The 18,911-nt window shown below is 60.6% G+C and carries 9 protein-coding genes, 2 tRNA genes and 3 rRNA genes; 4 read left to right on the plus strand and 10 right to left on the minus strand.

Annotation, left to right across the window (positions count from 1 at the left end; translation table 11 throughout):
* Positions 1-145 precede the first annotated feature (145 nt).
* On the plus strand, positions 146-3,838 hold the full coding sequence (locus KU306_RS04225; protein ID WP_258302978.1) for a tetratricopeptide repeat protein: 3,693 nt from the start codon (positions 146-148) through the stop codon (positions 3,836-3,838).
* 15 nt (positions 3,839-3,853) lie between these two features.
* Here KU306_RS04225 and KU306_RS04230 read toward each other — a convergent pair whose 3' ends face one another.
* The 7 genes from KU306_RS04230 to KU306_RS04260 form a co-directional block, all read right to left on the minus strand.
* Positions 3,854-4,306, minus strand: coding sequence for an ester cyclase (locus tag KU306_RS04230; RefSeq protein ID WP_258302979.1), 453 nt, complete (start codon positions 4,304-4,306; stop codon positions 3,854-3,856).
* Between the two features lie 175 nt (positions 4,307-4,481).
* Positions 4,482-4,557: transfer RNA gene (locus tag KU306_RS04235), tRNA-Cys, on the minus strand.
* Between the two features lie 305 nt (positions 4,558-4,862).
* Positions 4,863-4,984 (minus strand): 5S ribosomal RNA (rrf, locus tag KU306_RS04240).
* A gap of 117 nt (positions 4,985-5,101) precedes the next feature.
* A 23S ribosomal RNA gene (locus KU306_RS04245) occupies positions 5,102-8,013 on the minus strand.
* Between the two features lie 217 nt (positions 8,014-8,230).
* Positions 8,231-8,302 (minus strand) — tRNA-Ala (locus tag KU306_RS04250).
* A gap of 94 nt (positions 8,303-8,396) precedes the next feature.
* Positions 8,397-9,869 (minus strand): 16S ribosomal RNA (locus tag KU306_RS04255).
* Together the 16S, 23S and 5S rRNA genes with 2 tRNA genes alongside form the textbook arrangement of a ribosomal RNA operon.
* Positions 9,870-10,630: 761 nt before the next feature.
* Complete coding sequence (locus KU306_RS04260) at positions 10,631-10,945, minus strand: non-histone chromosomal MC1 family protein (RefSeq protein WP_049918818.1); 315 nt, start codon at positions 10,943-10,945, stop codon at positions 10,631-10,633.
* A gap of 238 nt (positions 10,946-11,183) precedes the next feature.
* Here KU306_RS04260 and KU306_RS04265 point away from each other — a divergent pair, with 238 nt between their 5' ends.
* From KU306_RS04265 to KU306_RS04275, 3 genes are all read left to right on the plus strand, one after another.
* Positions 11,184-11,381, plus strand: a complete 198-nt coding sequence (locus tag KU306_RS04265; protein ID WP_004059056.1) for a hypothetical protein — start codon at positions 11,184-11,186, stop codon at positions 11,379-11,381.
* 62 nt (positions 11,382-11,443) lie between these two features.
* A complete protein-coding gene (locus KU306_RS04270; protein WP_258302980.1) occupies positions 11,444-12,499 on the plus strand; it encodes a quinone-dependent dihydroorotate dehydrogenase in 1,056 nt (351 codons plus the stop codon).
* Between the two features lie 72 nt (positions 12,500-12,571).
* On the plus strand, positions 12,572-13,861 hold the full coding sequence (locus KU306_RS04275) for a DUF6498-containing protein (protein ID WP_258302981.1): 1,290 nt from the start codon (positions 12,572-12,574) through the stop codon (positions 13,859-13,861).
* A gap of 66 nt (positions 13,862-13,927) precedes the next feature.
* On the opposite strand, the gene KU306_RS04280 is transcribed toward KU306_RS04275, so the two are convergent.
* From KU306_RS04280 to KU306_RS04290, 3 genes are all read right to left on the minus strand, one after another.
* A complete protein-coding gene (locus KU306_RS04280) occupies positions 13,928-16,540 on the minus strand; it encodes a valine--tRNA ligase (RefSeq protein ID WP_258302982.1) in 2,613 nt (870 codons plus the stop codon).
* Positions 16,541-16,672: 132 nt separating this feature from the next.
* Positions 16,673-17,878: a trans-sulfuration enzyme family protein gene (locus tag KU306_RS04285; protein ID WP_049918819.1), complete on the minus strand. Its 1,206-nt coding sequence runs from the start codon at positions 17,876-17,878 to the stop codon at positions 16,673-16,675.
* A 94-nt stretch (positions 17,879-17,972) separates the two neighbouring features.
* Positions 17,973-18,839: an NmrA family NAD(P)-binding protein gene (locus KU306_RS04290; protein WP_007543827.1), complete on the minus strand. Its 867-nt coding sequence runs from the start codon at positions 18,837-18,839 to the stop codon at positions 17,973-17,975.
* Between the last annotated feature and the right edge of the window lie 72 nt (positions 18,840-18,911).

Raw genomic sequence — 18,911 nt, forward strand, 5'->3', positions numbered from 1 at the left:
ACCCGACGGCCGAAGTTCATTTCACCCACCCGAATACTGAGGGTCCGAATACCGAGACAGGGAAGGGTTTTGGCGACCCTCCCCAAAACACCGATACCATGACTGCCGGTCTGTGTGTCCACTGGCGATACGATGGAGGAGCACAGTGACACCCGACAGAGACCGCGTGACCGAGCACCTCGAACTCGTCTCTGACCGCTTCGACTTCCTTCGGGTGCTCGACGCTTCGTCCCTCGACAAGCGTGAATTGACAGAGGCGCTCCCGTACTCGCGGTCGACCGTCGATAGAGCGATTCGAGACCTCGTCGCCGCTGGACTCGTCACGGAGTCGAACGCCGAGTTCTCGACGTCCCTTACGGGACAGTACCTGACGGAACGCTTCGAGTCGTACCGCAACGACGTCGATGACGTGCTCGAACTCGACACGGTACTGTCCGACCTCCCCACCGACTATCCACTCCCGGCGACGCCGCTTCTCGGCGCCGACGTCGAACTCTCTGCCAGCGCCACACCCCACCGTCCGGTCGAACTCCTCGCCGAAGAGATTTCGGCGACCGGATACGGAACCATGGTGTTTCCGCAACTTCCGAACCGAATCTTCGTCGAACGGCTGACGGAGTGTATCAACGGCGGGACTGCGTGTCGACTGGTCGTCCCCGAAGCAGTCGTGACCGCGCTCTGGCGGGCCTTCCCGGAACTTCTCGAAGCGATTCAGACGACGCCGGACGTCAACCTCCGCGTCGGCGACGTCCCGCCATACGCGTTTGGCCACACCGTCGCCGACGGGGTCCCTCGGTCGACGGTCGTCATCTACGACGACAGCGGTCAGATTCGTGGCGTCCTCCGTAACACGTCGACTGCGGCGGTGACGTGGGCACGCCAACACACGCAATCGGTGTGGGAAGATGCATCTCCGTTCGACCTCGAAGGACGACTCGGAAACGACACCCGCGAACGCGACGCTATCGACGGGGGTGGCAGCGACGCTCACCGCGATGCTGAAACCGACTTCTCTGACGCCACCGGCGGCGCTACCGACGCCGACACCGACGCCGATGCCGACGCCGACACCGACACCCAAACCGAGGCCGACATCCACATTGGCACTGACACCGACACCGACGCCACCGAAGTTTCGAATGCGATGTCAGTCCGCGGCGAGTCGCTCCCGACGACGCTCGAATCCCAGGGACTCGTTCGGTTGTCCGCCGACTACTTCGACCGTGTCGGAATCTCGCCCCCGCTGGCCTGCTGGCGCGCGGGGTTCGACCTCGGAGAAGTCCGTGTCGGCTACGCGCTCGACCGCGAGCGTCCAACGTCGAGCGGGCGTGAGACCGTCACCGAAGAGCTATTCCATGCGCTCCGTGATGGACGTGATCGCGTCGTTGTCGGCCCACCCGGGTCCGGAAAGAGCACCGTCTGTATGTCCGTCGCCTGTCGTTGGTACGAGCGCGAGCTCGGCCCCGTCCTCTACCGAAAGAGTGGCGAGCGCGACTCGCTGACCGCGACGGCGCATCTCGGGTCGTACCTCGCGGATGCACCCGGTCACGCACTCGTCGTCGTCGAAGACGCGACGCGAAGCGAGGCCAACGCCGTGTTCGAACTCGTTCGGGAGTTCGCAGACGACACCACCGTGACGTTCCTCCTCGACAGCCGCGAAAACGAGTGGCGTGACGGCCAACTCCGGGGGTCCGCCCGCCTGGAATCCCACCGCATCCACGCCATCGAGGAGGTCACTGTTCCCCCGATTGACGAGCGCGAGCGTGAGCGAATCGTCGACCACTTCGAAGCGACGGTCGACCAAGCAGTCGATATCGACCCCGAGGAACTGCGCCCCGGTGACGACGACGAACTCGCCCCCGGTGAGATGTACCTCTTTTTCCACCGCCTCGCACGCTACGTCGAACCCGCGATGCGCGACACCGGTGGGCCGACGAGTCTCGCCGACGACATCGACAACGTCTACGACGACCTTCGAGCAGTCGACGAGGAAGTCGGCGTCGACGTTGGCGTCCTCGTCAACCTTCTGAACGCGTCGGGTATCGGTGTCGACACACCGCTTGCGTACGCCCTCGCGTCAACCGGCGCGGAAGAACAACAGGTCGAAGCGGCGCTCGATGCGCTCGAACGGTCCGTTCTCTACTCGGCGTTCGGCGGAGACCAACCCGAGCGGGTTCGGACCGTCCACGAGACGTGGTCGACACAGTTCCTCCAACGTCTCCTCGAAGTCGAGTCGGAGCGGCGCGCTCGCCGCCGGTTCGAACGGTGTCTCGACGCCCTCTTTTCACTTTCCGACGACGCCGAAGCCCGCAGAGCCGTCCAATCGGTTTTCGGTGGGACCGCAGATATCGTTCGGACGATTGCCGACGACCCCGGAGCGTGGGGCAACCGCCTCGTTCGAAACGTCTTCGAACTCGGCGTCAACAACCCACGGCTCTCCCCGCTCTACGCCGAGACTGACTACTCGCGCGTCAGCGTTCCCGACGCCTGTGACGATGAGTTGCGTATCGACGTTCGTCGGTGGCGCGCTCGGATGTTCGTCAACGGCGGCGAACTCGACCGCGCGCTGCGCGAGTTCGAGTCCCTCAGCGACTACGACGACGACCGTTTCGACGAAGAGACGCTTATCAGAGCCCGGGCGGACGGATACGCCGGGCTCTCAGAAGTTGAGCGACACAATAGTAATTTCGAGCGCGCACGTGAGATGGCGATGGCGGCGCTCGACCGCTTCGAACGAATCGACGACGACGTGGGGCGAAGCGACGTGCTGAACGCGCTCGGGTCGATTGCAAGTCACACGGGGGAGTTCGGGGGGGCCAGAACGCACTACGAGCGCGCACTCGAACTACGTCGCTCCGTCGGTGATACGGTTCGAGTCGCCAGCACACTCTCGAATCTCGCTCGGGCAGAACAGGTGCTTGGGGACTACGACGAAGCACGTGAGCACGCCCAAGAGAGCCACCAACTTCGACGAGAACAGGGCTACAGATGGGGCGAAGCGCTGGCACTCTCGATTCTCGGGCTTATCGAACTCGTCGACGGGACGCTCGACAAGGCAGCGCGGTATACGCGACTTGCACTCGAGATACGACGTGACATCGGTGACGAGATGGGTGCCGCATCGTCGTCGACGAACTACGGCAAAATCGAACTCGACCGCGGCAACCTGGAGGCTGCCCGTGACCGGTTCACTACTGTCTTCGACTCACTCGATGACGACGAGTTGGGGTGGATTCGTGGGAACTCCCACCACGGTCTCTCTCAAGTGCTCCTCGAGCTCGAAGCGTACGACGACGTACTCGAGCACGCCGACGAAGCAGCCAACCTCCTCGAAGGCAACGAATCACAGTTGACAGAGCTCCTAACTATCCAAGCCCGTGCACATCTCGGTCGAGGCGATATCGCCGACGCACGAGCGCTCGCTGCCGACGCACTCGAACGTGCAACAGCGCACGACGATGAAGAGCCGAACGCCCGTGCGAACGCGGCATTTGGACTCGTCCTCGTCGCTGAAGGAGACATAGACCGTGGCATCGACTATCTCGAAACCGGAGTCGAGACCGCTCCGACGACGGCTCTAGAGGGCCGGGTTCGGTTGCAGCTTGCTGATGCACTTCAGTCGGCGGGACTCGACGCCGATGCGCTCAGCCAACTTGAACAAGGTGTCGAGTGTTTCTCCGCCGTCGATGCCCGGGTTCGAGAACGGAAGACTGCCCTCCGCGGGGTCGAACTCGCCCGGTCACTCGGCGACGACGAAACCGAAGCAGCACTCGAAGCACACCTCGAAGACGAAGTGAAGCCAGCGGAACTTCCAAACCGATTCGGCGAGCAAAAATAAGCCCGCTCGGTGAATCTACATTTCCGATACGTCGACGTCGACGATACCGAGTTGCGTGAACATCCCGAGCAGGTCTGGCTCAACCCACCGCTCGGCGATGAGTCCATCTTCGATTCTGGTGAACACCATGTTCCCGGCCTCGAAGGACTTGCCCGTCGGTTCAAAGCCCATGAATTCACCTTCGTGGGTGCCGCGCAGGGTGACGCGCATCGCGACCGTGTCACCCTCCGTGACGATATCCTCGACCGTCGCCGAGAAGTCACCGAACGCCTCGTTTAACTTTCTAAGCTGTTCTTTCAGTTCTTCGCGACCCCGCCGGTCCCCCAGTGGGCTGTGGTCGACGACGTTCTCCGCACAGATTTCGTCGATAACCTCGATTTTGCCCTCTGTCGCTACTTCCTCCGGGAAGCGTCGGGCGACGAGCGCATTTGCCTCGTCTGTTGGTGACGGGGATGTTGCTGAAGACATCCTGTTCCTCCATAGTACTCGTCACCGCGAAATCCTCCACCCCTCTCGGTGACGAGTACCGGGTGACTGTTCGGTGTGTTAGACGTTAACTATTACCATATCTGGCTTGGTTGTCGTCGTTCACTCGATAGCAAAACACACCGCTGTTGTCACTCTGTGTGTTGTGTCGTCAGAAAGCCAAGGGCCGGATTTGAACCGGCGATGGGCGGCTCTGCAGGCCGCTGCGTTCGGCCGGACTCTGCCACCTTGGCGCACCTCTTCGTAGCGCTGTCTCGTGCTTAAGCCTGACGATGTACGGGAAGACGTGCTCTCCCGTGGTATCTCGCTCAGGTGCTTTGTGGGGGCCTCACTGCTGGCAGACGTGCAGCGGCGGTTCACACGTCGATGCCGCTCACGGTGTGATCTCTAGTCCGCGAGTAGCCGCGGGGGAGGAGAGGCGAAGAGGTCTACGAGAGTGCTGCCGCTCGCAGACTTATTGTGAGTGTGCGGCTGCACACTCGCTCGTCTGTAAATGAAAAAAGCCCACTGGACAGCAGTCCAGTGGGCTTTCTATGAATAGGGGCGGCGAACTGGATTTCCCAGAGGATCGCTCACTCCAGTACTGACCAGAACGCAGGTGAGCTTAACTTCCGTGTTCGGGATGGGTACGGGTGGAACCTCACCGCTCTGGCCGCCGTAATGCCGATTGACGGAATCGAACCGTCTTCATACCATACCAATATCGGTCTGGCCTCGTCTCCGTGTGTACGTGCAATCCAGTTTGCGCCTGGACCCGTTCCCGAGTCTCAGTGCGTATGAATGTGGCTTGGACTGTTAGTGCTCGCGGGCTTAACAACTCGTTGCCTCGTTGCGTACACCCCGAGTCTATCGAACTCGTCTTCTACGAGTGTCCTCAGTGGAACTTCTTTTCCGTGTGGGTTTCGAGCTTAGATGCGTTCAGCTCTTACCCCGTGGTGCGTAGCTGCCCGGCATCTGCCCTCTCGGACAACCGGTACACCAGTGGCACCCATTCGTAGTTCCTCTCGTACTATACGAACGTTCACGTCAAGTTCCTTCACACCCCCAATAGATAGCAGCCGACCTGTCTCACGACGGTCTAAACCCAGCTCACGACCTCCTTTAATAGGCGAACAACCTCACCCTTGCCCGCTTCTGCACGGGCAGGATGGAGGGAACCGACATCGAGGTAGCAAGCCACCGGGTCGATATGTGCTCTTGCCGGTGACGACTCTGTTATCCCTAAGGTAGCTTTTCTGTCATCTACGGGTCCCATGAATGAACCTCGTAGGTTCGCTAGACCACGCTTTCGCGTCAGCGTCACTCGTTGGGAATGACACTGTCAGACTTCCGTTTGCTCTTGCGCTCTTCCACGAGTTTCCGACTCGCGTGAGGAAATCTTTGGGCGCGCTCGATATCTTTTCGAGCGCGTACCGCCCCAGTCAAACTGCCCGGCTACCGGTGTCCTCCGCCAGGAGTGAGAGTCGCAGTCACTAACGGGTAGTATTTCAATGTTGCCTCGGTGGCCCGCTGGCGCGGGTACCTGTGTAATGGCTCCTACCTATGCTGCACATTAGCGACCACGTCTCAGCGACAGCCTGCAGTAAAGCTCTATAGGGTCTTCGCTTCCCCTTGGGGGTCTCCAGACTCCGCACTGGAACGTACTGTTCACCGGGCCCAACGTTGGGACAGTGACGCTCTCGTTGATCCATTCATGCAAGCCGCTACTGAAGCGGCAAGGTACTACGCTACCTTAAGAGGGTCATAGTTACCCCCGCCGTTGACAGGTCCTTCGTCCTATTGTACTAGGTGTTCAGATACCCGCACTGGGCAGGATTCAGTGACCGTACGAGTCCTTGCGGATTTGCGGTCACCTATGTTGTTACTAGACAGTCGGAGCGTCCGAGTCACTGCGACCTGCTCGGTCAAGAGCAGGCATCCCTTATCGCGAACTTACGGGACTAACTTGCCGAATTCCCTAACGTCGGTTGATCCCGACAGGCCTTGGCTTGCTCTGCCAGCGCACCTGTGTCGGATCTCGGTACGAGCTTCTTGCTTGTCTTTTCACGGGCTCTAGGTACCGCCGAGTTTCCCTATCTCGCCATTCGTCCGCTTCGTGCCATTACGGCTTCCACGGATTTCGACGATTCGACGGGGCGAAGGCCCCGCTCGGTGTTTCCTAAAGCGTCGACTTTCGCTGCAAGAAGGTACTGGAATATTAACCAGTTTCCCTTTCATCTATTTCGAATTACGGATAGACTTAGGATCGACTAACCCTCGGCTGATTGACAGTGCCGAGGAACCCTTGCGCGTAAGGCCGTCGGGGTTCACACCCGACTCTCGCTGCTACTGAGACCATGATTTTCGTTGCTGCTCGGTCCACACGAGTTCTCACCCGTGCTTCCACCCAAACAGTATGCCAACCTACGAGATCGCCCTAATGGGCGCTGTTAGGTCTCGGAGGTGGATTTGAGCCCCGATCATTTTCGACGCCTCGAACCTCGGCCGGTAAGCTGTTACGCTTTTCTTAGAGGGTAGCTGCTTCTAAGCTCACCTCCCGGCTGTTTAGGGCTCGAGACAATCTTCAATCGCACTTAATCCACACTTTGGGTCCTTAACCTAACTCTGGGTTGTCTCCCTCACGGTGCACAAGCTTACCCCGCACACCGGACTCCCTGAGTCGACGACGTTCGTAAGTTCGGAGTTTGACAGGGAAGCGAACTCCTCTCGGAGTCCGGATTCCCAATCGGTCGCTCTACCTCACGAACTATCTCATCAGAGGTCATGCTTCGACATGTTTCGGTTGGAACCAGCTGTTGCCAAGTTCGATGGGCCTTTCACCCCTACACCAGAGTCACGAGAGGGTATTGTAGGACACCAACTCTAACGGGCCTCCACGCAGCTTTCGCCACGCTTCGCCCTGCTCCGGCGTAGATCACTTGGTTTCGGGTCGCATCCGGTTGGCTCCCCGCCCTTGAAGACGGTGGCCCTGGTCAAAGACTGCGGCCGTATCGGTTTCCCTATGCCTCCGGGGGTTCACCCCTTAGACTCGCCAGTCAGATGCACTCCATGGTTCGTTTTTCAAAACGTACGACGTAACATCGGCTTCGTTCGAGTCATACTACGGGATCGCTCCCAGTTCTTTCGTCGAACGACCTTTTATGCCACGTCGCTCTATCGCCAACTGATTTCAAGCCCTATTGCACCGCCCTTTTCGGGGTGCTTTTCAGCGTTCGCTCACGCTACTTGTTCGCTATCGGTCTCGAGGAGTATTTAGTCTTCGCAGTTGATGCCTGCAAAATTCACGAGGGATATCCAACCCCCGCTATTCTGGAACAACCCCGGGACCTGTCTCTTACGTTACGGGGTTTTCACCCTGTATCACGCTCCATTCCAGAAGACTTCACGTAAGATCCAGGTCCGTTATGGGTAGTCCGTACACCACATTGCCCGAAGGCTTCGGTTTGGACTGTATCGCGTTCACTCGCCGTTACTAACGACATCGCGGATTGCTTTCTTTTCCTGCTCCTACTAAGATGTTTCAATTCGGAGCGTTCCCCATTGCGCTAGGCAATTGCTGTGGGGATTCCCATTCGGAGATCTTCAGTTCTTAGCCTCCATGCGGCTCCCTGAAGCTTATCGCAGCTTGGCACGTCCGTCATCGGCTCTCGAGCCGAGCTATCCACCAGCTGGCACAGTAGCCAGTTGATATATGTCACTGTGACCCGGAGAACGGGTCCAGTGGACGCCTGGATTGCACGTACACACGGTTTCATCAAACACCCTCGGTGATCTCCGAGGCGTGTTTTCGACCCTTCCCAACCGCGCTTGCGCGGGTTGGTGCATCAGTCGTCAGTATCCATTCTTCCGAAGTGTCTTCCCACACTTAAGGGGAACGATTGTTTCGGAGTGGAGTACTGCTTACCATGGACCCACAGGGATTCGAACCCTGGGCATCCTCCTTGCAAAGGAGGCACTCTACCACTGAGCTATGGGCCCGTGTCAGCCCTAGTAGTTCTAAGGTGTCCGAACGGACGTCGTGGAACTCGGGAGATCGAAAGTGAGCCACCCCGTCGGGGTGGTCTCGGTCGTTAGGAGGTGATCCAGCCGCAGATTCCCCTACGGCTACCTTGTTACGACTTAAGCCCCCTTGCGAAGCCCAGATTCGACCACCGTGTGGTGGCCTCATCCGGACCTCACTCGGGTGCTTTGACGGGCGGTGTGTGCAAGGAGCAGGGACGTATTCACCGCACTCTTCTGAAATGCGATTACTACCGAATCCAGCTTCATGAGGGCGGGTTTCAGCCCTCAATCCGAACTACGACCGAGTTTAGGAGATTAGCGTTCTCTTTCGAGATAGCAACCCATTGTCTCGGCCATTGTAGCCCGCGTGTAGCCCAGCTCATTCGGGGCATACTGACCTACCGTTGCCCGTTCCTTCCTCCGCTTTAGCAGCGGCAGTCCTTCTAATGTACCCAACCAGTCGAAACTGTTGCTGGCAATTAGAAGTGCGGGTCTCGCTCGTTGCCTGACTTAACAGGACGCCTCACGGTACGAGCTGACGGCGGCCATGCACCTCCTCTCTATAGCGTCGTGGCAAGGTCATCAACCTGACCGTCATTACTATAGTCGGAGCTGGTGAGATGTCCGGCGTTGAGTCCAATTAAACCGCAGGCTCCTCCGGTTGTAGTGCTCCCCCGCCAATTCCTTTAAGTTTCATCCTTGCGGACGTACTTCCCAGGCGGCTCGCTTCTCGGCTTCCCTACGGCACAGCACAGGCTCGTAGCCTGTGCCACACCTAGCGAGCATCGTTTACAGCTAGGACTACCCGGGTATCTAATCCGGTTCGAGACCCTAGCTTTCGTCCCTCACCGTCGGATCCGTCTTCTCGAGGTGCTTTCGCCATCGGTGGTCCGTCCAGGATTACGGGATTTCACTCCTACCCCGGACGTACCCCTCGAGCCTTCCGGTCCCAAGCCACGTGGTTTTCACCGGACGCCCGCCAGTTAAGCTGGCGGATTTCCCGATGAACCTTCGTGGCCGGCTACGGACGCTTTAGGCCCAATAATATCGGTCATCACTTGGGCTGCCGGTATTACCGCGGCGGCTGGCACCGGTCTTGCCCAGCCCTTATTCGCCGACCACCTTACGGTCGGAAAAAGCGAGGACTATATGCCCTCGCACTTGGGGTCCCCTTATCGCACTTGCGTGCAGTGTAAAGGTTTCGCGCCTGCTGCGCCCCGTAGGGCCCGGAATCTTGTCTCAGATTCCGTCTCCGGGCTCTTGCTCTCACAACCCGTACCGATTATCGGCACGGTGGGCCGTTACCCCACCGTCTACCTAATCGGCCGCAGCCACATCCTACGACGCCTGAGCGTTTGGGAGAGTCGGCATTCCAGCGTGACTCTCCTATGACCTATTAGCCTCAGTTTCCCGAGGTTATGGGTCTTCGTAGGGTAGTTTGACCACGTGTTACTGAGCTTTTCGCCACGAGTCTAAACTCGTGCAACTAGCATGGCTAAATCGGACCCCAATAGCAATGACCTCCGGCAGGATCAACCGGAATGGGTCGCGACCATTTAAACCTGGTCGCGGGGTGTTGGCGGGTGAATGGCAGCGTAATGCTGTCAAATCACCGTTCAAAGGTCCGAGTTCGTTGACATCCGTTCGGATGTCACCGAACTACTAGGGCTAACATCAGATACCGTCTTGCGGCGTACCGCAGGGGCGGAATCCTCATTTCCTTCGGATTTGAACCAATGCCGTTGTCGGGTATAAACCCGTCGAACTTCATTGGCTCGCTTCCGGTGTGGCAGGACGCGTTGAATCGCCCTGCAATCGCGGTGTGTCGTACGCATTCTTCCGAAATGCCTTGGACCACTTAAGGCCGTCGTATCGTCGGCGGCCCCGGGAGAGTGTATCATCCCGGTAGGCGCCAGACGGCCTTTGGGTCGTGGGGCGTTCGAAAGTGAAGCCGTCGGGGGGAGTGCCCCCGTGCGCTTCTTCGCATTATTCCGAATGGCACGGGTACATAAAAGGCCGTCGAACCGATGGCGCATCGTCATGCGGTTTCATGCCGTGAGCAATCATAAACGATACAGCAGTCGCTCGGAGGCGTAGATATCACGCGACTGGAGGCCGGCCGTTCATCCCTCGCATCGCACGTGCGGTCTGACCGGGTGTTGGTCGCGTAGGCGAAACTGACAGGGCCGCACTCAAAGACGTATCGACTACGGAGTACGTGGACTTACGGACACCTGTTTTTCCTACACGCACGCGTACGCGGACGACGTAAAGAAAATCAGACCGACTACTCGGGACGACCGCCTACTCGTCGAGGTGTTCGATTCCCTTCTTCGAGACGTTCCCTTTCGTAATCTCGCCTTCCATCCATTCCGGTTTGTCACCGGGGGCGTCACTCGTCCACGCCCAGGCGTCGAAGATGTGAACCTTGTCGGTTCCCTTCTCGCGAAGGCGAATCTCTGTCGCGTTCGCCTGGGCATTGTCTTCGGAGCCTGCCGGGTCGAGGCGTCGCGCTGCTTTGAGCGCTGCCTGTCGGGGCATACTTCCGGAAAATACACTCGTCTCTGTCCCGTCCTCCTCTCGGAGCACAAAGTTCCGCTTACCGTCCTCGCGTACCATGATTTTCCACCTCTATGGCAACCAACCACATGGCACAAGATAAATATATCGCCGGTTTTCGACCGACGACGGGGCCATACTTATATACTCCACCGTCGAGCCGAGTTCGAAGAGCGGTATCGATTTGGTCTGCAATCTAGAAACGAGACAGCACCGAAACCGGGATTTCCCCCTCAATCTGAGGGGCGGAGACAACACTTATGTATTCCCTGCGGCGAACCAACGGATAGACCCCCAGATGGTCCGGAAAAAGAAGCTCAGTCCGAGTGGAGCCAAAGACGAAAACGGCGAGTACCACAACGTCCACGTCAACCTCCACGAGGATGAACTCGCGGTCGCTGGCATGGAAATCGGCGACGAGGTATTCGTTCGTGTCCGAGACGGGAAAATCATCATCCAGAAAGCAGACCCAGAGCAGGTCGAACACGACTTCTGAGGACGGACAGCCGTGACCGTTCTGCGAAGTAGTGTTCCTAGCGACTCGCCCGCACCACAGGCATGAATCCTTACCACCTCGCCAAACCGTTCCTCTTTTCGCTCCCACCAGAAACTGCACACGGCACTATCCACGGACTCCTTCGCGCAGTCCGCGGAACACCCGTCGAATCACTCCTCGAACGACAGTACCGCGTCGAGGACCCACGCCTCGAAACGACCGCGTTCGGCCTCGACTTCCCCAACCCGGTCGGCGTCGCCGCCGGGTTCGACAAGAACGCCGAAGTCCCGACCGTCCTCGCCGCACTCGGCTTCGGCCACGTCGAAGTCGGCGGCGTCACCGCGAAAGCACAGTCCGGGAATCCACGGCCGCGAATGTTCCGTCTCCCCGAAGACGAGGCCATCATCAATCGAATGGGCCTCAACAACGACGGCGCAGACGTAGTCGGCCGCCGACTCCAAGCCGGCCCTCGTCCCGACATCCCGGTCGGTGTCAACCTCGCGCTCTCCGAAGTCACCGCGGCCGAGGACGCGCCCGAGGACTACCTGTACACCTACGAGCGCGTCGCCGACGGCTCCGACTACGTCGTCGTCAACGTCTCGTGTCCCAACAGCGAGGGCTTCCGCGACCTCCAAAACCGCGACTCCCTCGAAGCGATTCTCGGAACGCTCGTAGACGCGGGTGCCGACCCGCTTCTCGTGAAACTCTCGCCCGACCTTCCGGACCCGGCCATCGAAGATGCCCTCGAAGTCGTCGACGAGTTGGCACTCGACGGAATCATCGCGAGCAACACGACGACCACCCGCCCCGACTCGCTGCAGAACCCCAACCAGGCCGAACGAGGCGGTCTCTCGGGCAAGCCAATCGAAGGCCGCGCCACCGACCTCATTCGCTTCATCGCCGAGCGAACCGACGTGCCAATCGTCGGCGTCGGCGGCGTCTCCGACGCGGACGGGGCGTACCAGAAGATTCGCGCGGGAGCCTCGATGGTCCAACTCTACACGGGCCTCGTCTACGAAGGGCCGTCTCTCGCGCGAGATATCAACCGCGGACTCCTCGACCACCTCGAACGTGACGGCTTCGACTCCATCGACGACGCGGTCGGCGTCGACCTGTAAGTCGACCGCGACAGGCCACTTACGACGGGAGCGAACCGAAGTCTGTTTTTCTCCCCACTCAGTTGACCGATTGTGCGCCTTCCCTCCCCTCACGATTCCGGGGCGCTCGCGGTCCTCGCGTCCAACGCGGTCGCTCCGGTCGGTGTCCTGTTGCTCGGCTGGTCCCCGTCGGTGCTCTTCGGCGTGTTCGTCGCCGAAGTCGCGGCCGTGTTGTTCTGGACGTGCGTGAAAATCCCGTTCGCTGCCAAACGCCCGAACAACGCCATGGACGAGGACAATCGATTACTCGGACCACTACAGGAAAAGCGGGGTAGTCTCTCGATTCCGGGGCCGTTCCCACCGTTTTACCCCCGGAACGTTCCGGTCTTGCTCGTGACAGTCTTCCTGCTTGCGCCGCTCGAACTGATAACGGCGTTCATGGTATTCGGGTTGATAGACCCCGTCGTGACCGAGGCGACAGCCGGGCGAATCCTCCTCGGAGGACTGGGAGTGTTCGTCGGGCGGGGCGTCGAAACCGGAGCACAGTACTTCGTGAAAGAGGGCTACCGCGACCACTCCGCGCGGTCGGTGTTGCTGTCTCCGTTCAAATTGCTCGTCGCAATCGCCGTGCTTCTGGCCGTCGCTGGGCCGTTACTCGGGTCGGTCGAGAGTGGAGTTCTTGCCGTTACTGTCGTCGCTGCCGGAAAGCTCCTGTACGACCTCCGGACGCTGCAAGTCGAACGCGACGACGACAAACGAGGTGCGTTCTACCGACTGTACGGAAGCGAAGAGACCGAAATCGAACCGGTCCCGGTCGCAGTCCCCGAGGGAGAACCAGCACACCGCGTCCGACTCGGGCGCGTGTCAGCCATCGCCGACGCTGGCTACCGAAGCGTTCGCTACACCCTTTCGAGCGGCGTGCTCTGGTGCTACGCTGTTGCTGTGGCGATGGCTGTCTTTGGGGCAGAGTCGTGGGCGCTCGCGTGTCTCGCGCTCGCCGGGGTGTTCGCCGCAGTCAGAGGGACCACGCGGTATCTCACGTACGGAACGGTCGAGTACCGCTGTTACGACGATGTGCTCGTCGTCTACGACGAGGTGTTAGACGAGCCGCAAGCGCGTCTCGAACGCGACGCAATCACCGATGTCACCGTGAGTTCGGACATCGTCGACCGTCTGTTCGGCACCGAGACGGTGGAGTTCGACACGGACCTAGAGACGGGGCCCGACGTGCAACTCACGGTTCCGGAGCCCGAGGAAGTCAACGAAGACGACGCGAACGCGAACCATCCACAGGTCGTCCCCCACGTCGACGATGCCGAGACAATAATTGAGGCACTCGGTGTCGGACGGAGACGACTGCTCACGTCGAGTGGAGACGACTGACGACGACAGCCAAGTGAGACGGGCGACGAGACCCGCCGAAACACTCGAAAAAAGGACAGCGAACGCTTAGTCGTCGTTCTTCACGATGACGAGCGCGCCCTCGGTCTCGACGAATTCTCCCTCGCCGGAGTAGGTACGCGCTTCGTTGACTTCGAACGCGTCGGGACCGAGTTCGACGCCGGCGACGTGGAGTTCGTCGCCGACGAGTTCGTAGTCGTCTTGTGCGAGCGCCGCCTCGATGTCGGGGACTTTGCTCCCGTACTCGGGGCCGACGATGGAGTAGTCGAGGTCGATGCCCGAGATGACGGACTCGATAGGCGGTTCCGCGTCGGTCGAGGTGAGCGAATCGACGTGCATCACGCCGCTGATGTCGTCTTCGAAGCCGTCGATGGTGCCGTAGACTTCGACTTCGTCGATGCTGGCGTTCATCGAAAGCTGAGCGTCGCTCTTGTACTTGCGCAGCGCGCCGACGACGGCCATGGCGGTCTCACCGGCCTCGACGTCGGCGTCGAGTCCGAGCGGGTCGGGCCACGACTGCGCGTGGACGCTCTCGCCGTCGTACATGTCGTGCCAGAGCTCCTCGGTAATGTGTGCGAGAATCGGCGCGAACAGACGGACGAACCGCCGGTGGGCGGTCTGGAGCGTGTAGGCCGCCGAGGGGTCCCCGCCCTCGCGAAGGCGCTGCTTGGCGATTTCGAGGTAGTCGTCACAGAACGTATGCCAGAAGAAGCTCCGGAGTCGGTCCCGAGCCTTCGAGAACTCACGGTTGTCGAGCTTCTCCGTGACGAACTCGATTTCGCGGTCGAGCGACGCGAGGAGCCAGCGGTCGATGGCCTTCAGGTCGTCGTGGTCGAACTCGTCGGGCGCGTCCTCGGTGAGGCTCTCGACGAGCTTCGACGCGTTCCAGAGCTTTCGAATCAGCTTCTCGCCCGCGACGAGACCTTTCTCCTGATACGGGAGGTCGTCGCCGACGGCGCTTCCGGCGGCCCAGTAGCGGGCGGCGTCGACCGGGAATTCGTCGAGGACTTCGTCGGGCGAGACGATGTTGCCGACCGACTTCGACATCTTCTCGCGGTTCTCGTCGAGGACCATCCCGTTTATCATCACGCTGTCGAACGGGACCTCGCCGGTGTGCTCGTAGCACTTGACGACCGTGTGGAACAGCCAAAAGGAGATGATGTCGTGGCCCTGCGGGCGCATGTCGAACGGGTAGAGTTCGTCGCGTTCGAGTTCCATCTCCTCCGTCTCGGGGTTCCAGTCCCACCCGGCGTTGATGAGCGGCGTCAGCGACGAGGTCGCCCACGTGTCGAACACGTCGTCTTCGGCGACGAACTCGTCGTGGCCGCACTCGGGACACGAATCGACCGGCGGGTCGTCCGAAAGCGGGTCCACCGGCAGGTCCTCGCGGTCGGCGACGACGACGTGTTCGCACTCGCCGCAGTACCAGACCGGGAACGGAATCCCAGACGAACGCTGCCGGGAGATGGCCCAGTCCCACTGGAGACCTTCAATCCAGTTTTTGTACCGCGTGAACATCTTCTCGGGGTACCAGTCCATCTCCTCGCCCGCTTCGAGGTACTCCTCGCGCTTGTCGAGGAGTTTGATGTACCACTGGTCTTTGACGAGGAACTCGACGCTCGTGCCACAGCGCTCGTGGACGTTGACCGTGTGCGTGATAGCGCGCTTGTCGAGCAGCGCACCCGCGTCTTCGAGGTCGGCGACGATTTCCTCGCGTGCCTCGTCGGACGACAGGCCGGAGTACTCGCCAGCGACATCGGTCATCGTGCCGGACTCGTCGATAGCGATGCGGAGCGGCAGGTCGTGGGCCTGATACCACTCGATGTCGGTCTGGTCGCCGAAGGTACAGCACATGACGAGGCCCGTCCCCGTCTCCAAGTCGACGCGCTCGTCTTCGAGGATGGGAACCTGCTGTCCGAAAATCGGAATTTCGGCCTCTTGGCCGACGAGGTGCTGGTTCTCGTCGTCGTCGGGGTGGACGAACACCGAGACACACGCGGGGAGGAGTTCGGGTCGCGTCGTCGAGATAACGAAGGACTCCTCGGAGTCGACGACGTCGAACTCGATGTCGTGGAAGTGCGAGCCCTGTTCGTCGTCTTCGGTCTCGACCTGCGAAATCGCGGTCTCACACTCGGGACACCAGATGGCCGGCGCGCGCTGGCGGTACTGTCGGTCCTGTTCGTACAGGTCGACGAACGACAGTTGCGAGACGCGCTGGACCTCCGGCGAGATGGTCTGGTACGTCTGGTTCCAGTCGATGGACGTCCCGATACGCTGCATCTTCTCGGTGAACTCCGCCTCGTACTTCGAGGTGACTTCGCGGCAGAGCTTCTGGAACTCGCGTCGCTCGTAGTCCTGGTGTTTGATACCGAGTTCGTCCTCGGTCAGGAGTTCCGACGCGATGCCGTTGTCGTCGTATCCGAACGGGTAGTAGACTTCCTTGCCGCGCATCCGCTTGAATCGCGCGACGAAGTCCTGCAGGATAGAGCCGTAGACGTGGCCCCAGTGCAGACTTCCGGATACCGTCGGCGGCGGCGTGTCGATAGAGAAGACAGTGTCGGGGTCTACCGCGCTCTCCGGGAACGCGTACAGGTCTTCGTCGACCCACCTCTCTTGCCAGTTCGCCTCGACGGTTTCCGGGTCGTATTCTCCGCTCGGCATTGCGTTGGCGTACCTACCACCGGGCGGACTGTTAAACAACTCGGTTAGAGCGCCGAGGGGACGGAATGCGACCGAGAGATCGCCAGCGGGAAAGGAGGGGCAAAAAGAGAGGGAGAGACGGTCGAACCGGTCTTAGACGGTCGAGAGCGCCGATTCGAGGTCGGCGAGGAGGTCGTCGACGTGTTCGACGCCGACAGACATGCGGAGGAACGAATCGGAGATACCGAGACGGTCGCGTTCGGTCTGCGCCAACGGCGAGTGCGTCATCGTCGCCGGGTGCTCGATAAGGCTCTCGACGCCGCCGAGACTGACAGCGAGCGGGAACTCGTCGAGGTGTCCGAGGAACTCGGCGGTCCCGTCGAGGTCGGTGTCGAGTTCGAACGAGAGCACGCCGCCGAACCCGGACTGCTGGCGGGCCGCGAGGTCGTGTTGCGGGTGCGATTCGAGACCGGGGTAGAGGACGCGCGTGACGGCGTCGTGCGATTCGAGGAACTCCGCAATCTGCATCGCGTTCTCCTCGTGTTGGCGCATCCGCAGCGGGAGCGTCTTGATGCCGCGGAGGTTCAGATACGAGTCGAACGGCGAGAGCATCGACCCCATGCCGACCCGCTGGAGGAACGTAATCTCCTCGACGATGTCGTCGCGGTTGGTGACGACGGCACCGCCGATAGAGTCCGAATGGCCGTTGAGGAACTTCGTCGTGCTGTGGACGACCACGTCGGCACCGAGCGCCAGCGGGTTCTGGAAGTACGGACTGAGGAAGGTGTTGTCGACGCCGAAGACGGCGTCCCACTCGTCGGCGATAGCCGCAATCGCCTCGATGTCACAGAGGTGCATAAGCGGGTTCGACGGCGTCTCCATCCAGATGAGACGCGTGTCGTCGCGCATCGCGGCCTCGACTTCCGACGTGTCGGTCGCATCGACGAAAGTCACCTCGACGTCGAGACGCTCGTCGAACAACCGGGTTAGCATCGTCTTCGTCCCGCCGTAGAGGTCCTCGAACGCGACGATGTGGTCGCCGGGGCTGACCGTCGCCGTCATGGTCGCGGCGATAGCCGCCGTCCCGGAGACGAACGCGAGCGCGTGCTCGCCGCCTTCGAGCGCCGCAAGCCGGTGTTCGAGCGCGTTGCGCGTCGGGTTCGACAGACGAGAGTACAGATACTCGCCAGCGTCGGGGTCGAGCGTCTCCAGGTCCGCGTCCGGGTCCACATCGGGAATAGAATACGTCGACGACAGATGCAGCGGAACGACGACATCCTCGACGCCGGGGGCCGGGGCCTGCCCGCGTTCGCCATGCGTCACCGCCAACGTCTCCGGATGTAATTCATAATTGTTCATGCAATAGTCCGAAACTGGATACATCCTAAAGGTTTCTATCGTTAGCTGACCAAATGCACAAAAGGAATGAGAATTAGTTTGAAATTACTGCCCGTTATTTCATCGTCGCCGGTGCGGACCGCCACGTGTCGGTGTCAGCCAGATACTGGGCGAGCGTCTGCGGAACGAGGCCGAATGCGGACAGGTCCGGCGTCACGTCTTCCGACGCGCTGTCTTCGAACCACTCGTACACGTCGGCGAGTTCGTCGCCGTGCCGTTCTCGGTACTCGCCGAGCGTGATGGAGGCGAACTCGACGGGTACTCCGAGCGCGTCGGAGAACGTCTCGGCAATCTCTGGCGGCGTCAGGACGTCGCCGACGAGGTCGATAGTCTCACCGACGAACTGGTCTGGGTCGGCGAATGCCGCCGCAGCAGCCCGTCCGATGTCGTTCGCATCGACCAGTGGAAGCGTCGTCTCCGGTGACAACGGCAGTTCGAGGGACCCAGCGGCGATGTCGTCGGAGAGCCGCTGGAAGTGTTGCATGAAAAGTGGCGACCGGACGATTGTCGCTGGGAGACCCGCGTCTCGGACGTGCTCTTCGACCGCGAACTTCGGCTGGGCGGACGCGGGAAGTTCGCCCTTCGCCCGCGAGACAGACGAGTAGACGACGTGCGAGACGCCCGTATCGACTGCGGCATCGACGACTGCGCGACCCTGTTCGGTCTCCGTCTCGGGGTCGGTCGCGGAGGCGGTCACACAGAACACGCCGTCGACACCTTCGAGGAGTGCGCGCATTCGGTCTCGGTCGTGCAGTTCACCCTCGACGACGTGGACGCCGCGGTCGAGGAGGTCGCGGGCACGGGGCGACGAGAGGTCACTGGCGAGTCCGTACACCTCGTGTCGTCCGAACTCGCCAGAGCGGAGGTGTTCGATGACGGCGCGACCCTGGTGGCCAAGAACGCCGGTAACGAGGACTTTCATTACTCCGCCGAAGTGCGCGAGCGTAGATAACCTCGCTGAAGAGCGCGCCGAAGAGAAAGGCGGCTGATACGA

This window comes from Haloferax larsenii (assembly GCF_024730625.1).
Classification (GTDB): domain Archaea; phylum Halobacteriota; class Halobacteria; order Halobacteriales; family Haloferacaceae; genus Haloferax; species Haloferax larsenii.

What these genes read in the sequence shown, in the direction of transcription:
- KU306_RS04230 (WP_258302979.1), bottom strand. Translation starts at nt 4,306, where the DNA reads ATGTCTTCAGCAACATCCCCGTCACCAACAGACGAGGCAAATGCGCTC.
- KU306_RS04260 (WP_049918818.1), bottom strand. Translation starts at nt 10,945, where the DNA reads ATGGTACGCGAGGACGGTAAGCGGAACTTTGTGCTCCGAGAGGAGGAC.
- KU306_RS04265 (WP_004059056.1), top strand. Translation starts at nt 11,184, where the DNA reads ATGGTCCGGAAAAAGAAGCTCAGTCCGAGTGGAGCCAAAGACGAAAAC.
- KU306_RS04270 (WP_258302980.1), top strand. Translation starts at nt 11,444, where the DNA reads ATGAATCCTTACCACCTCGCCAAACCGTTCCTCTTTTCGCTCCCACCA.
- KU306_RS04280 (WP_258302982.1), bottom strand. Translation starts at nt 16,540, where the DNA reads ATGCCGAGCGGAGAATACGACCCGGAAACCGTCGAGGCGAACTGGCAA.
- KU306_RS04285 (WP_049918819.1), bottom strand. Translation starts at nt 17,878, where the DNA reads ATGAACAATTATGAATTACATCCGGAGACGTTGGCGGTGACGCATGGC.
- KU306_RS04290 (WP_007543827.1), bottom strand. Translation starts at nt 18,839, where the DNA reads ATGAAAGTCCTCGTTACCGGCGTTCTTGGCCACCAGGGTCGCGCCGTC.